At 66.1% G+C, this 14315-nt stretch carries 13 protein-coding genes; 6 read left to right on the top strand and 7 right to left on the bottom strand.

Annotated elements, in window-relative coordinates; translation table 11 throughout:
• The first annotated feature begins 40 nt into the window (after positions 1–40).
• On the top strand, positions 41–2836 hold the full coding sequence (locus P0Y59_12770) for a TonB-dependent receptor (protein WEJ97840.1): 2796 nt from the start codon (positions 41–43) through the stop codon (positions 2834–2836).
• Between the two features lie 192 nt (positions 2837–3028).
• Here P0Y59_12770 and P0Y59_12765 read toward each other — a convergent pair whose 3' ends face one another.
• The 4 genes from P0Y59_12765 to P0Y59_12750 all read right to left on the bottom strand — a co-directional run bounded on the left by P0Y59_12765 (position 3029) and on the right by P0Y59_12750 (position 8477).
• The gene (locus tag P0Y59_12765) at positions 3029–4693 is read right to left on the bottom strand and encodes a DUF853 family protein (protein WEJ97839.1); all 1665 of its coding nucleotides are present in this window, start codon (positions 4691–4693) and stop codon (positions 3029–3031) included.
• Positions 4694–4798: 105 nt separating this feature from the next.
• Positions 4799–6337 (bottom strand): Do family serine endopeptidase, encoded by a 1539-nt coding sequence (locus P0Y59_12760; GenBank protein WEJ97838.1) that lies wholly within the window; start codon positions 6335–6337, stop codon positions 4799–4801.
• 122 nt (positions 6338–6459) lie between these two features.
• A complete protein-coding gene (locus P0Y59_12755; protein WEJ97837.1) occupies positions 6460–7335 on the bottom strand; it encodes a protease modulator HflC in 876 nt (291 codons plus the stop codon).
• Positions 7332–8477, bottom strand: coding sequence for a protease modulator HflK (locus P0Y59_12750; GenBank protein ID WEJ97836.1), 1146 nt, complete (start codon positions 8475–8477; stop codon positions 7332–7334). Before P0Y59_12750 ends, P0Y59_12755 begins: the two co-directional genes overlap by 4 nt.
• Before the next feature lie 70 nt (positions 8478–8547).
• Between P0Y59_12750 and P0Y59_12745 the strand changes: the two genes are divergently transcribed.
• From P0Y59_12745 to P0Y59_12725, 5 genes are all read left to right on the top strand, one after another.
• Entirely contained in the window at positions 8548–9522 is a 975-nt protein-coding gene (locus tag P0Y59_12745; protein WEJ97835.1) for an Mrp/NBP35 family ATP-binding protein, read from the top strand.
• Position 9523: 1 nt separating this feature from the next.
• Positions 9524–9958, top strand: coding sequence for a CoA-binding protein (locus tag P0Y59_12740; GenBank protein ID WEJ97834.1), 435 nt, complete (start codon positions 9524–9526; stop codon positions 9956–9958).
• A gap of 71 nt (positions 9959–10029) precedes the next feature.
• The gene (locus P0Y59_12735; protein ID WEJ97833.1) at positions 10030–10518 is read left to right on the top strand and encodes a hypothetical protein; all 489 of its coding nucleotides are present in this window, start codon (positions 10030–10032) and stop codon (positions 10516–10518) included.
• 5 nt (positions 10519–10523) lie between these two features.
• Complete coding sequence (locus P0Y59_12730) at positions 10524–10859, top strand: hypothetical protein (GenBank protein WEJ97832.1); 336 nt, start codon at positions 10524–10526, stop codon at positions 10857–10859.
• Positions 10860–10924: 65 nt separating this feature from the next.
• Positions 10925–11305, top strand: coding sequence for a hypothetical protein (locus P0Y59_12725; GenBank protein WEJ97831.1), 381 nt, complete (start codon positions 10925–10927; stop codon positions 11303–11305).
• Positions 11306–11315: 10 nt separating this feature from the next.
• Here the strand turns inward: P0Y59_12725 and P0Y59_12720 are convergent, their stop codons facing one another.
• The 3 genes from P0Y59_12720 to P0Y59_12710 form a co-directional block, all read right to left on the bottom strand.
• Positions 11316–12605, bottom strand: a complete 1290-nt coding sequence (locus P0Y59_12720; GenBank protein ID WEJ97830.1) for a homoserine dehydrogenase — start codon at positions 12603–12605, stop codon at positions 11316–11318.
• A gap of 135 nt (positions 12606–12740) precedes the next feature.
• On the bottom strand, positions 12741–13694 hold the full coding sequence (locus P0Y59_12715; GenBank protein ID WEJ97829.1) for a 2-oxoglutarate and iron-dependent oxygenase domain-containing protein: 954 nt from the start codon (positions 13692–13694) through the stop codon (positions 12741–12743).
• Between the two features lie 101 nt (positions 13695–13795).
• Complete coding sequence (locus P0Y59_12710; GenBank protein WEJ97828.1) at positions 13796–14311, bottom strand: hypothetical protein; 516 nt, start codon at positions 14309–14311, stop codon at positions 13796–13798.
• Positions 14312–14315 lie beyond the last annotated feature (4 nt).

Here is a 14315-nt window from a genome sequence, read left to right as displayed (position 1 = left end):
GCGCCGCATAAACGGTCAATCATCACGAAGGGGGTCTATCATGGTTCGCAAGGGGACGTTTCTAGGGGGCTGCGCTGTCGTCGCGCTTCTGATGCCGATCGATGTCGCGACGGCACAGGAGGCGCATGGTGAGGCGCAGGCACAGGAATCGGCCGAGAGCGCGAGCGACATCGTCGTCAGCGGTTCCCGCCCGATCGCGGAATCGGAAGCATCCGCGCTCGCGGTGCAGAAGAACTCATTGTCGCTCGTCACGGTCGCCGCGGCCGACAGCGTCGGTCGCCTGCCCGACCAGAACATCGCCCAGGCGGCCGGGCGCCTGCCCGGCGTCGCCGTCGAGCGCGACCAGGGCCAGGCGCGCTACATCTCGCTGCGCGGGGCGCCCAACTACTGGACCACGCTGTCGTTCGACGGGATCAACATCGTCAGCCCCGAGGGCCGCGATGCGCGCTTCGATTCAATCCCCTCGGCGATCGCGTCGCAGATCGTCGTTTCGAAGGCGGTGACCCCGGAAATGCCCGGCGAGACGGTGGCGGGCAACGTCAACATCGTCACTCGCTCGGCGTTCGACTATCAGGGCGCGCATTTCGCGGGCAAGGCGGGGTTCGGCATCGCCGAGCTCGGCAATCGCAAGCAATATGAAGGCTCAGCCGTCGTCTCCGACCGCTTCAACCTGGGCGGCGGCGAGCTCGGCGTGCTGCTCTCGGGCAGCTTCTACCAGCGTGCGATGATCACCGACAATTTCGAGACCGATTACGAGCGTGTCGCGCAGGATACGCGGCCCGGCAACGCGACGCGCTTCTGGGCGCATGAGGCCGAGAACAAGCTGTATCGCCTGACCCGCCGCAACTGGTCGGTCTCAGGCCGGGTCGACTACAAGCCCGATTCCAACAACACCATCTCGCTCCGGTCGATCTACACGATCTTCACCGACGACGAGGCGCGCGACAATTATCGTTTCGATCTGGACGATCGCCAGGGTGACCTCGTCCCCAACAGCGCGGCGTGTCCGACGACGCTGAACAGCACCCCGACGACGAGCGGCTATGCTGACATTTGCATCGGCAACACGCCGCAAAAGGGCACGATCTACGGCATCGATATCCGCCAGCGCTCGACCTTGCGTGCCTTCCGCCAGTCGATCTTCACCAACACGCTCGCCGGCGATCACGATTTCGGCGACAGCTGGCATCTGGCCTGGGTCGGCAATTACACCCAGTCGAAGGACGATCGCTCGGTCGTCGGCGAAGTGGCCTGGGACAGCCCGAACACCCGCACGCTACGGCCTACGGTCAGCTATGATTTCAGCGACCCGAATTTCTCACGCCTGTCGCTCTTCACCACCACGCAGCTAAGCGGCCCGACCCGCTACCAGGCCGGCACGCCGGTGACCGCGATCGACAGCTTCACCAAGCCGCCTTCGTCCTTCACCGTGCTTGACGCCGTCGATACGACCAATGCCTATACCGGCAAGCTGGTCCTCTCGAAGCAGGCGGCGTTCCTTGGTGGCGACGCGACGTTCAAGGCCGGTTTCCAGTTCGATCAGCGCACGAAGACGGCCAGGGAGAATCAGATCCTGCTCAACACCGCGGCACAGTTCGCCACGATCGGCCTGCCCAACGACTATAACCAGTTCTCGCTGAACGATCCCTTCGCCGGCAAGATTCCGCTTGGCTATACCTTCCGTTACTTCGACACGGACAAGATGCGCGCGATTTCCAACGCGGCACGCACCAACTTCGCGTTCACGCCGAACACGGCCAATAACTACAAGGTGCGCGAGCAGGTCTATGCCGGCTTCGCGATGGCAACCGTCAAATATGACTGGGGGTCGATTCTCGGCGGCGTCCGGGTCGAGCATCTGAAGAACCGCGGCGAAGCCATCGCCACGGTGGGCACCACCACCGGGCCGGTGGTCGCTGAATCGAGCCAGACACTGGTCTTCCCAAGCCTGCATGTGAATTTCGACGTCGACGACAGCAAGAAGCTGCGGCTGTCGTTCAATTCAGGCGCCGCGCGTGCCGATTATGATCAGCTCCGTCCGAACGTCGTGGTCAACGATACCAACCAGTCGATTTCGGGCGGCAATCCGGCGGTAAAGCCAGAGCGCGCCTACGGTGTCGATGCCTATTTCGAATGGTATGTTCGCCCGCAGGGCTATCTGATGGCCGGCCTGTTCTACAAGAAGGTCAAGGACGTGCTGTATCGCCAGACGCGTACCTTCGGCTCGGACGCGCTGAACACCAGCGGGATTGATCGTTCGTCCTACGTCTTTACCGGCATCACCAACGGCGGCGACGGACGCGTGTTCGGTGCCGAAGTGGCGGCCCAGCTCCAGATCGAGCCCTGGACCAGCGATCTCGGGCTGCCCGGCTGGATGGGGGGCTTCGGCGTCTCGGCCAACCTCACGGTCAACGACAGCGAAGTGACCAAGCCAGCGCTCGGCGCCGTCCCGGCACGCAAGGTGCGGCTGCCCGGCACGTCCGACCTGATCTACAATATCGGCGCTTATTACGAGAAATACGGCCTGTCGCTGCGCGTTCAGTATCAGCGCCGCAGCGCCTGGCTCGATGGGATCGCCGACGACCTGACTGACGCCGGCGATACCTATTGGGCGGCCGACGACGAAATGGATATCTCGGCGCGCTATGCGATCACGAAGAATTTCGAGATCTTCGCCGATGTTTCGAACGTGCTCAACCAGCCGGGGCGCCGCTATTCGGAACCGGGCAATCTGCTCACCGCGACCGGCACGCCGAGCCCCACAAGCACGAACCAGACGATCGAGTGGGAACGGTTCGGTCGCCGCTATTCCGCTGGTATCCGGGTCAACTTCTGACGCCTCTTACCGCAAGGCGGCCGTTCGGCCTGCCGTCCTTCGGGATGGCAGGTCGAACGGCCGCCGAAGCGTGTGCGGCTTATCGCCCCCAGTAGGGATGCATCATCGTCGCGACATGCGACGGCATGAATCCGCTGAACGCGAGGAGCACATCGCCTCCTGATATGGGAGACGGTGCGTAACCGCGAGCGGTTACCGGCCTTTGAACAGCCCGCCGAGAATCCCGCGCACCAGCCCGCCGACGATACCTGAGCCGGCACCGCGCGACGATCCGAACACTGCCTTCGACACTTCGTTCGCGACCGTGCGCCCGACCGCCGAAGAGGCGGAGCGGGTGGCGGAATTGATCGCGCGGTTCCAGGGCGAGTTGGCGGCGGCGCGTTCCGCCTCTTTCTGCTGCTGGGCGGCGAGCCTCGCCTGGCGATCAGCCTCGCGCTGGGCGGCGATGCGCTGGCGCTCCGCTTCCTTGGCGGCGCGGGCATCCTCCTTGGCCTGAAGCGCGGCGGCCTTGTCTGCCTCGGTTTTTGCTGCTGCCTCGGCGGCGGCTGCGCTGGCTTCCTTCGATTTGCTGGCGAGGATCTCCTCGGCGGATTCCCGATCGATCAGCGTGTCGTATTTGGAACCGATCGGATCGGTCTGGATCATCACGCCACGTTCGACCGGCGTGACTGGTCCGACGCGCGAGCGCGGGGGCTTGATCAGCGTGCGCTCGACCGGTGCGGGGGAGCCGTCTGGCAGGAGCAGCGAAACGAGCGCTTCGCCGACCTTCAGCTCGGTGATCGCCTTTTCCACATCGACGCCGGGATTGGCGCGAAAGGTCGTCGCGGCGGCCTTCACCGCTGCCTGGTCGCGCGGGGTGAAGGCGCGCAGTGCATGCTGGACTCGGTTGCCGAGCTGGCCTGCGACGGTGTCGGGAATGTCGATCGGGTTCTGGGTGATGAAATAGACGCCGACGCCCTTGGAGCGGATCAGCCGGACGACCTGCTCGATCTTGTCGAGCAATGCCTTGGGCGCGTCCGCGAACAGCAGGTGCGCTTCGTCGAAGAAGAAGGCGAGCACCGGCTTGTCGGGATCGCCGACCTCGGGAAGATGCTCGAACAACTCGCTCATCAGCCAGAGCAGGAAGGTGGCATAGAGCTTCGGGCTGGCCATCAGCTTGTCGGCGGCGAGGATATTGACGATGCCACGCCCCTTCTCGTCCACGCCGATGAAGTCGGTCATGGTGAGCGCCGGTTCGCCGAAGAACTTCTCTCCGCCCTGGCTTCGGAGCTGAAGCAGGGAACGCTGGATCGTGCCGACGCTCTGCTTCGAGACGTTGCCATAGGTCAGCGTCAGTTCGTCGGCCCGCTCGCCGCAATTGACCAGCATTGCCTGGAGGTCATCGAGATCGAGGAGGAGCAGCCCCTCCTTGTCGGCGACATGGAAGGCGATGGTCAGCACGCCTTCCTGCACCTCGTTGAGGTCCATCAGGCGGGATAGGAGGAGGGGGCCCATCTCGCTGATCGTGGTACGGATCGGATGGCCCTGTTCACCGTACAGGTCCCAGAATTGCACGGGATTGTCGGCATAGGACCAGTCCTCATAGCCTATCTCCTTCGCCCGGGCGGCGAAGATCTCATGCATCTTCGAGGTTGGGGAGCCGGCCATTGCCAGGCCGGAGAGGTCTCCCTTCACATCGGCGACGAAGCAGGGGACGCCGACCGCCGACAGGCCGTCGATGATGCCCTGGATGGTCACGGTCTTGCCGGTGCCCGTCGCGCCTGCAATCAGGCCGTGGCGGTTGGCGCGTTTCAGCTCGAGCTGCTGGCGCTGCCCGGTCGCGTTGCTGCCGATGAAGATGCTGGTGCCGTCTGCCATTACCGTCTCCCGATGGTCGAACGCGTATCGCGCGAAACGGGAACGGGCGGAAGATGCGTACGGGTAAATTCCTCCCCAGGCGGCGCCTGGGGAGGAAGTGGGACGTTACTTGATCTTGACTGCCAGGAAGCGGCCAGGGGTCTTGCCGCGCTGGACGAGCAGCGCGATCTGCGTCCGACCAGCCGCCTTCGCTTCGGTGATCGCGCGGGCGAGATCGGCCGAGGTGCGGGTCTGGATACGGTTCGCGGAGAGGATCACATCGCCGCGCTGAAGGCCCTTGGTCGCCGAATCGCTCGACGGGTCGACCTGAACGATCACCAGCCCCTGGACCGTATTATCGAGGTTGAGGCTGCGTGCGATCGCCGGGGTCAGCGGCTGCACCGACAGGCCGATCGCGCTCGCGCTTGCCTGCTGGCCGCTTTTCGGGTCGTTCTCGGGCAGGCCGTCATCATCGCCACCGCCGTTCAGCCCGGCTGCGAGCGTCTCCTCGGAAGGACGGGTGCCGACCAGTGCGGTGAGCGACTGGCGCTTGCCGTCGCGGATGATCTCGATCGGCACGCGGGTACCGGGCGCCGTGTTGGCGACGAGGTAGCTGAGCGTCTGATCGGGCGTGACATCCTTGCCGCCGACGCGGACGACGACGTCGCCCTGCTTCAGTCCGGCCTTTTCGGCTGCCTCGCCTGGTTCGATCCGGGCAAGGAGCTCGCCCTGGTTGACGGGGAGGCCCAAAGCAGCCGCCATATCTTCGGTGACAGGCTGAATGCCCACGCCGAGATAGCCGCGCTTGACCGCGGTGCCCTTCATCAGCGTTTCGATGATCGGCTTGGCTTCCTCCGCCGGGATGGCGAAACCGATGCCGACATTGCCGCCGGTCGGCGACAGGATCTGCGAGTTGATGCCGATGACGTTGCCGCCGAGATCGAACATCGGGCCGCCGGAGTTGCCCTGGTTGATCGACGCGTCGGTCTGGATGAAGCGGTCATAGGCACCGCCCTGGCCGGTGACACGGTGAAGCGCCGAGACGATCCCGGCAGTGACGGTCGAGCCGAGACCGAACGGGTTGCCGATCGCGACGACCCAGTCGCCGACGCGCGCCCGCGTCGAATCGCCGAACTTCACGAAGGGCAGGCCCTTGGCCTCGACCTTGAGCAAGGCGAGATCGGAGGCTGGATCGCGACCGATCAGCTTGGCGGTATATTCCTTGCGGTCGGTCAGCGTGACCTTGATCGATTCGACCGTCGCGCCTTTGGTTCCGGCTGCGATCACGTGGTTGTTGGTGACGACATAGCCGTCAGGCGAGATGATGAAGCCGGAGCCGAGCGATTGCGCCTCGCGCGTGATGGGCTGGCCATTGCCCTGGTCGCCGCCGTTGAACTGGCCGAACAGGTCGCCGAACGGCGTGCCAGCGAACGGGTTGGTCGGCTGTTGCACGGTCACGCGCTGGGTGGTCGAGATGTTGACCACCGCCGGCTGGAGCGTGGCGACCATGTCGGCGAAGCTCATCGGCGCGCCGGCCTTCGGGGCCGCGGCGGCAATCACGCCGGGTTCGTTCTGCGCGACCTGACCCGCTGGTGGCTCCAGTGTCATTGCGGCGGCGGCGCCGCTCAGGAGCAGGGCACCGGTAATGGCGTAAGCGTAGCGCACTTGGGTCGTTTCCTCTCGTCTGCCGATCGCGACAACTATCGGTGTTGCGGATGGTTGCTGAACGGCGATTGAATATGAACCGCCTGAAAGCTTTACGGAAGAATTTCCGGAAGTCTTCAGGCTTAGCGGTTGCCCTGGAATTCCCTCAGATAAGCATTGTCGGTCGACAGGACCATGGACGTCGTCCCCTTTGACGTCGGATCGCCATCGGCGCCGAACGTATGCCGATAAGACTGCATCGCCCTGTAGAAATCGTAAAAGGACGGGTCCTTGCTGAAGCTTTCCGCATAGATGCGTGCCGCGTTGGCGTCAGCTTCCGCACGGATGATCTGTGCTGCCTTCTGTCCCTGGGCGATGGTCGAGGCGCGTTCCTGCTGGCGCGCGGTGCGCATCCGCGCCAGCGCGCTTTCGAGCGGGCTGCCGTCGGGCAGGTCGGCGTGCTTGATGCGGACGTCGACGATCTGCACGCCATATTGCCCGGCAAGCCGCTGCAGGCCGGCCTGGATATTGTCCATCACCTGGCCACGCTCCGGGCTGAGCAGCGCGGCGAACGGGCGCTTGCCGAGTTCGTTGCGCAGCGCCGAGCCGAACAGGGGCTGGAGCGCGTCGATCACGCGCTGCTCCGTGTTGGACGAACTGCCGGTCGAGACCACCGCCTTTAGCGGATCGACGATGCGGAAACGGGCAAAGGCGTCCACTTCGAGCCGGAGCTGGTCGGTGGAGATGACGGGCGTGCCTTCAAGATCGACGTCGAGCACGCGCTTGTCGACCCAGACGAGCCGGTCGATGAACGGGACGCGCGCGATCAGCCCGGCGCCGGTGCTGCCGAACTTCTCATTGGGGCGCCAGCGGTTGATGGCAGTGCCGACTGGCTGTTCGAAGCGCAGGATGACCGCCTGCTTCGTCTCGGGCACGATCGCGAAGGTGCTCGCGCCGAGAATCACCAGCAGCAGGAGGGTGATGCCGATCGCGATCGGATTGCGGAAGAGGCCGCTCATTGGTTGGCTCCCTGCACCGGCGCGGGCGTTGTCGCGGGCGCATCCGGCAGGCGGCGGGCGGTGCCCGGCAGCGGGAGATAGGGAACGACGCCGGGCGCCTGCACGATCGTCTTGTCGGTCTTGGCCAGAACCTGCTCCATCGTCTCGTAATACATGCGCCGGCGGGTCACCTCGGGCGCGAGCTTATATTGTTCATAGACCTTGTCGAAGGCCGCTGCCTCGCCCTGGGCATGGGCCAGCACCTGCTGCGCATAGCCGCGCGCCTGGTTGGTCATGCCCTGCGCCTCCTGCTGGGCGGCCGAGACAAGCTTGAAATCGTCCATCACCTGCGACGGCGGCGCGGCCTGCTTGATGGCGACGCCCTGGATGCGGACGCCGGCATTATAGCTGTCGAGCACTTCCTGCATCATGTCCTGCACGCGCAGTTCGATGGCGTTGCGGCCCTGGCCGATCGCGTCGTCGAGCGTGGTCGTGGCGATCACCGCGCGCATCGCGCTTTCGGCGGTCGCGCGCACGGTCTCCACCGGCTTGGCGATCTGGAAGGCGTAATCCTGTGGATTGCTGATGTCCCACCGCACCGAATAGTTCAGGTCGACGATATTCTGGTCGCCGGTGAGCATCAAATTCTCACCGCTGCCGCTGGCGGGGAAGGTCTCCGTGTTGATCTTGCGCACGTCGACCTTGGTGACGCTGGCGAAGGGGGCCGGCGGCGTCAGCCGGATGCCCGGCTCGATCGTGCCGGCGAAGCGGCCGAGATAGGTGACGACGCCGCGCTGCTGCGGGCCGATCGCGTGGAAGCTGGTGAAGACCAGCCAGGCACCGACGATCAGGCCGACGCCGACCATCCACAATGTGCGGGGATTGGGCGTGCCCGGAAGGCGCGGCCGGCTGCCGCCGCCCGATCCGTTGCCGCCACCGCCGCCGCGTGCGCGGCGCAGGAATTCGTCGAGCGCGCTCGGACCGGCGCTGCGCGGGCGCCCCGCGGGCGGCACTGACCATGGATTGCGGGGGCCGCCGTCATTGCCGTCGCCGGAGCCGCCGCCCGAACCACCCTTGTCCGGGCCGCCGCCGCCCCAGGGGCCTTTGGGGTTGTCGGAGAGGAGGATGGTGAAGCGCTGCAGCCAGCGGGGAAGGGTCGTCATGCTTCCTTTATAGGACCCCGGTCGCGGAAAAACAGTGGCAAGCACCGTTTACCGCCCTATCTGCGCAACGATGACCGATATCGCCCAATTAACCGTCGCCCTGAACGCCGCCCTTGATCCCGTCGCCGGAAAGCGCGCGACCGCGCGGATCGAGGGCGACCGGGCAAGCATTATCCTCGATGTGACCGGGCTGGACGAGCCGGCGCGTGACGCGATCGAGCGCGACGTGCAAGCGGCGGCGGCGGGTGTCGCCGGCATCGCCACGGTACGGGTCGCCCTGACCAGCCAGCGGACCCGCCGCCTGCTGATCGCGGTGGCGAGCGGCAAGGGCGGGGTAGGCAAATCGACCGTATCGGCCAATCTGGCGATCGGACTGCAGGCGCTGGGCCGGCGGGTGGGGCTGGTCGATGCCGATATCTACGGGCCGTCGCAGCCGACCCTGATGGGCGTGCAGGGATCGCGGCCGACGGCGAAGGACAAAGTGCTCGATCCGGTGGCGACGCCCTATGGCGTTCCGCTCCTGTCGATGGGGCAGCTTGTCGCGCCCGACCAGGCGATCGCCTGGCGGGGGCCGATGGCGGCGGGTGCGCTCGGCCAGCTCGTCGATGCCGACTGGGCGGCGCAGGACACGCTGGTGATCGATCTGCCGCCCGGCACTGGCGACGTGCAGCTCTCGATGATCCAGAAGCACAGGCCGGCGGGCGCTGTCATCGTCTCGACTCCGCAGGACCTGGCACTGATCGATGCGCGCCGCGCGATCGACCTGTTCACCAAGGCCGGCGTGCCGATTATCGGCCTGGTCGAGAACATGGCTGGCTATATCTGCCCGCATTGCGGCGAGGTGTCCGATCCGTTCGGCCGCGGCGGCGCCGAGGCGGCGGCGGCCGAGCTGGGGATCGAGTTCCTCGGGCGAATTCCGCTCGACATGGCGATCCGTTCCGCATCCGATGCCGGCGTTCCGCCGGCGAGCGGGAACGGCGTCGAATCCCTCGCGTTCTCCGGTATCGCGCAACGCGTGTTTCACTGGATCGAACAGGGAGGATAGCATGCCACTCACTGGGGACGCGGAGATCAGGGCGCTGCTCGAGGAAACGCGGACGATCGCGCTGATCGGTGCTTCGGACCGGCCCGACCGGCCATCCTATCGGGTGATGCAGTCGTTGCAGGCACATGGATATCGGGTGATTCCGGTCAATCCGCAGATTACCGGCGAGCATATCCATGGCGAGTTCGTGTTCCGCGAGCTAGCGCAACTGGGCGACCCGATCGACATGGTCGACATCTTCCGGAATTCCGCCGCGGCGGGCGACGCCGTCGACCAGGCGATCGCCATCGGGGCGAAATCGGTGTGGATGCAGCTTGGCGTGGTCAATGAGGAAGCCGCCGCGCGTGCCGAGGCAGCCGGGCTGAAGGTAGTGATGAACCGTTGCCCCGCGATCGAGATTCCGCGGCTCGGAGTTGCGCCGATCGCTGGCACCTGAATCGCGATTCCCGCGCTTGCGCGGGGGAAAGACGCCCTGCATGATATGGGGGACCGCGGGAGTCGCCGATCATGCTGACGATGCTGATATTCCTTGCGCTCCAGGCCGCGCCTGCCGCGAAGGCGGAACCTGAGCGATGGTCGATTCTCGTGCCCGTCGCGAACGAGCCGTGCCGCCCTTCGCGCCGGGATAACAGCTCGGCCGAAAACGCGGCACAGGGAAGGACGAATCAGGACGGAGATGTCGTGGTGTGCGGCGACGCGCTGCCGAGCCAGCGCCTGCCGCTTCCCGGCGAGGCCGTGTCGGACGGGGCGCAGCCGTCCAATCGCGAACTGACCGGCAGGGGCGCTCTGGCTGCCGCCGGGACACCGTGCGCGGCGCGCCAGGGCGGTTGCCAGACGAGCTTCGGGCCACCCATCGTCCCGATGGTCGCGGGGGCGATCGGACTGGTCAAGGATGCTCTCCGCAAGCACCCCGACAAGTCGAACCGGGTCGCGATTCCGCTCGACGATTTGCCGCCCGAAGGCAATGCCGCCCCCGCCGCGAGTCCCGCGAAATGATGCTCGTGGCTTCTCTCATTCTGCTTCAGGTCAGCGCCAGCGATGCCATGACCCGCTACCGCGAGAAGACCGTGGCGGGGCCGCGCTGTGCCGTCGCGCGTGATCCGGGCGAGGTGATGGTCTGCGGGCGGCGCGATGCCGATCGCTACCGCGTCCCGCTGGTGGAGAAGGACCCGGCCGATCCGAAGAATGAAGGCGTGCCGATGGAGCGCGAACGGATGCTCGCCCGCACCTCGAATTGCGAGGAGAAGTCACTCTTCCTGGTCGGATGTGGCAAGGTCGGCGTCACTGTCGGCACCAGGGGATTCTATCTTGCCGGCGAGCGCCCGCTGGCACCCTGAGAACGCACGCAACCTATCGGCCTCTGCGCGGTTGTGGTTCCCGTACCGAAACGGGGAATGCGACGATGCTGGTGATCACCATGTTGTTGATGGCGGCACCGCCGGTTGCCGATCGGGTGCAGGTGAAGCGTACAAATGCCGTCGTCCGTGGGGTTCACGTGAAGCGCAAGGCACGGCGGGTACGCAAACCCATCTCGCTGTCGGTACTGAAGCCCCGAACGCCCGGATGCGCAGGTGATCCGGTCTGCGTCACGGCCAAGGCGCAGTCGCGTTACCGCCTGACCCTGCCCCAGACGTTGGAGCCGACCGACAAGGACATGGCTCTGGCGGAGGACGGCACGCGCTGCGCGCTGATCGGCCAGACGATCTGCCCGCGTCGGACCCGCACGATCATCCATGTCGGCGAGGCGGCGCCCGGCGTTCCCGCGACTGCCCTGGTCAGATAGCCCGACGCTCTCAGCCGAGGATGTGCATCCACATCGGCTGGCCGGCGAGGCTCTGCGACCCGCGCAGCTTCTCAAGCGCCTGGGCGACCGCGCGTTCCGGCCCTTCATGCGTGACGATCGCGACGAGCACGGTGCCGTCGGGCATGGCGCCGCGCTGCATCAGGCTTTCGATCGAGACGCCGGCGTCGCGCATCGCCGCGGCGATCTCCGCCAGCACACCGACCTTGTCGGCGACGGTGAAGCGAACATAGGCGCGGCCGCGACGCTCGCCGGCATCGGCTGGCGTGTGTACCGCAAGCGCCGCGGCCGGCATGGCATAGGCCGGGCCGAACTCGCCGCGCGCGATGTCGATCAGGTCGGCGACCACCGCCGAGGCGGTCGGGCCATCACCCGCGCCAGCGCCCTGGAACAGCAGGCGGCCGACGAAATTGCCCTCCGCAACCACGGCATTGGTCGCGCCGGTGACATGGGCGAGCGGGTGGCTGAGCGGGACGAGATGCGGATGGACCCGCTGGAACAGGCCGTTCGCGCTGTCCTCGGCAATGCCGATCAGGCGGACACGATAGCCGAGCGACGCAGCCTCGGCGATGTCGGCGGCGAGGAGGTGGCGGATACCGCTTGCAGCCACGTCGGAGAAGGCCGGGCGCGTGCCGAAGGCGAGGCTGGCGAGGATGGAGAGCTTGTGTGCCGCATCGACGCCGTCGATGTCGAAGCTGGGATCGGCCTCGGCGAAGCCGAGCGCCTGCGCCTCGGCCAGGACCTCGCCGAAGTCGCGGCCTTCGGCCTCCATCTTTGACAGGATGAAATTGCACGTGCCGTTGAGGATGCCATAGACCCGCGCGATCTCGTTCGCGGCGGCGCCTTCGCGCAGGCCCTTGATGACCGGGATGCCGCCAGCGACCGCTGCCTCGAACTTAAGCGCGACATTGGCTGCCTCGGCGGCCTCCGCGAGTTCGAGCCCGTGATGGGCGAGCATCGCCTTGTTGGCGGTGACGAAGCTCTTGCCGCCGGCCAGCGTTGCACGGGCAAGCGCGAGGGCGGGGCCATCCGATCCGCCGACCAGCTCGACCACGACATCGGCGTCCTCGTAATGGGCCAGCGCCGAGGTATCGTCGACCCATTCGAACCGGCTGATATCGACGCCGCGATCCTTGGCGCGGTCCCGCGCGGAAACGGCGACGATCTCGATCGGCCGGCCGGCGCGCCGTGCGATCAGCGCGCCATTCGCATCGATCAGCCGAATCACGCCGCCGCCAACGGTTCCGAGCCCGGCAAGTGCGACGCGTAGCGGTTTGGTCATAATGCTCCACCTTCGTCACCCCGGACTTGTTCCGGGGTCTACCAATCGACAGGCGCGAGCATGAATGTTTCGCGCTGCCGTCGCGGCTGCGCTAGCGGAGGAGTGGACCCCGGAACAAGTCCGGGGTGACGAAATCTATTTCTTCACCAGCCCGATCTCGACCAGCCGCTCGTGCAGATAGTCATGCGCGGTGATCGGGGTCGGGTAGCGGTTGGGGTTCTCCGCGGTGATGCAGCCGGGCAGCGTCTCGATCAGGAAATCGGGCGCCGGGTGGAGGAAGAAGGGCATGGAATAGCGCGAATGGGCGCGGCGCTCGGGCGGCGGGTTGACGACGCGGTGCGTGGTCGAGGGCAGGACATGATTGGTCAGGCGCTGGAGCATGTCGCCGACATTGACCACCATCGCGCCCTCGGGCGGCCGGATCGCGAGCCAGCGGCCGTCCCGGTCGAGCAGCTCAAGGCCTGCTTCCTCGGCGCCGAGCAGCAGGGTGATGAGGTTGATATCCTCGTGCGCGCCGGCGCGCACGCCCTCGGCATCGGCCGGGATCGGCGGATAGTGGAGCAGGCGCAGGATGCTGTTGCCGTCCTCGACCGCGTGATCGAACCAGTTGGGTGCCAGCCTCAGATGGCGCGCGATGGCCGACAGCAGCCGGTCTCCGGCACGGTCGAACGCCGTGAACAGTTCGAGGAAGGTCGATGTGAAGCCTTCGGGCCGTGTGGGCCAGATATTGGCGGGCATGTCCGCGGCGAAGCGGTGGTCGGCGGGAAGATCGCGGCCGACGTGCCAGAATTCCTTCAGGTCGACATGCTTCGCGTCCTTGGCGATCTCGGTCTTGAACGGGGTATAGCCGCGCTGGCCGCCGCCCGCCGGGGTGAAATAGCTGCGCTTCTCCTCCTCGGGCAGCGCGAACAGTTCGGCGGTCTCTTTCCAGGCCCGGTCGATCAGGTCCTGCGGGATGCCATGATCGGCGATGACCGCGAAGCCGAAGCGCTCGAACGATCCGCCAAGCGCCGCGGCGAAGGCGTCGGGATCGGTCGCTTCGTCGTTCAGCGAAAGCGCGGGGACCTGGGCGGAGGGGGTATCTAGCATGACAGCGTATCCGTGATGGGGAATGGACCATGATAGCGCCATCCCCCGGACACGAACAGTATGCGGATCGGGAGGTTCCCGCGTCGATCCGGTGAGTTGCCCTAATTGATGGTGATGACGCCCTTCGATGTGTCGGCACCGTCGGCGGTCAGTTCGAGCTTGAAGGGTTTCTTCTCGTCGGTCGTGCCGGTCAGGCCGTTGCCGTTCGGCGCGACGCTGAAACCGGCGGCGTTCAGCTTCTGCTGGAACCAGTCGCGCACCGTGCCGGGCTCGGCCGGGCTCTTGAAGGAGACACGGACATTGGCGTTGTCGTCGTTCTTGCCGGCCTTGTCGTCGCTGTGCGCCTCGACGTTCATCCCGGAAATGGTCGAACCCGGATAGAGATGCACGCCGTTCATATCGAAATCATTGGCGTCGAGATGAATCTTGGGGAGGTTCAGCTTGCCGGAGAAGCCGGGCACGTTGATCGCCACCGCGCCGGTGTTGCCGTCCATGCTCGCCACGACGTTGCCGTCGGAATCGCTGCTGTTGATCGAGATGGAGGTACCAGTCTTGGTGTTGCCGCAGGCGGAGAGCGTGGCGGCGAGGACGACCGCGGCGGCCAGGGGGCGAAGCATCAGG

Origin of the sequence: Candidatus Sphingomonas phytovorans (genome assembly GCA_029202385.1) — a bacterium.
In the GTDB taxonomy this organism is placed as follows: domain Bacteria; phylum Pseudomonadota; class Alphaproteobacteria; order Sphingomonadales; family Sphingomonadaceae; genus Sphingomonas; species Sphingomonas phytovorans.
This window is presented reverse-complemented; position numbering and strand designations above follow the sequence as displayed.

Bases quoted from the DNA above. Each gene is read 5' to 3' on its own strand.
- P0Y59_12770 (WEJ97840.1), top strand. From the start codon at position 41: ATGGTTCGCAAGGGGACGTTTCTAGGGGGCTGCGCTGTCGTCGCGCTT.
- P0Y59_12765 (WEJ97839.1), bottom strand. From the start codon at position 4,693: ATGGCAGACGGCACCAGCATCTTCATCGGCAGCAACGCGACCGGGCAG.
- P0Y59_12755 (WEJ97837.1), bottom strand. From the start codon at position 7,335: ATGAGCGGCCTCTTCCGCAATCCGATCGCGATCGGCATCACCCTCCTG.
- P0Y59_12750 (WEJ97836.1), bottom strand. From the start codon at position 8,477: ATGACGACCCTTCCCCGCTGGCTGCAGCGCTTCACCATCCTCCTCTCC.
- P0Y59_12745 (WEJ97835.1), top strand. From the start codon at position 8,548: ATGACCGATATCGCCCAATTAACCGTCGCCCTGAACGCCGCCCTTGAT.
- P0Y59_12740 (WEJ97834.1), top strand. From the start codon at position 9,524: ATGCCACTCACTGGGGACGCGGAGATCAGGGCGCTGCTCGAGGAAACG.
- P0Y59_12735 (WEJ97833.1), top strand. From the start codon at position 10,030: ATGCTGACGATGCTGATATTCCTTGCGCTCCAGGCCGCGCCTGCCGCG.
- P0Y59_12725 (WEJ97831.1), top strand. From the start codon at position 10,925: ATGCTGGTGATCACCATGTTGTTGATGGCGGCACCGCCGGTTGCCGAT.
- P0Y59_12720 (WEJ97830.1), bottom strand. From the start codon at position 12,605: ATGACCAAACCGCTACGCGTCGCACTTGCCGGGCTCGGAACCGTTGGC.
- P0Y59_12715 (WEJ97829.1), bottom strand. From the start codon at position 13,694: ATGCTAGATACCCCCTCCGCCCAGGTCCCCGCGCTTTCGCTGAACGAC.
- P0Y59_12710 (WEJ97828.1), bottom strand. From the start codon at position 14,311: ATGCTTCGCCCCCTGGCCGCCGCGGTCGTCCTCGCCGCCACGCTCTCC.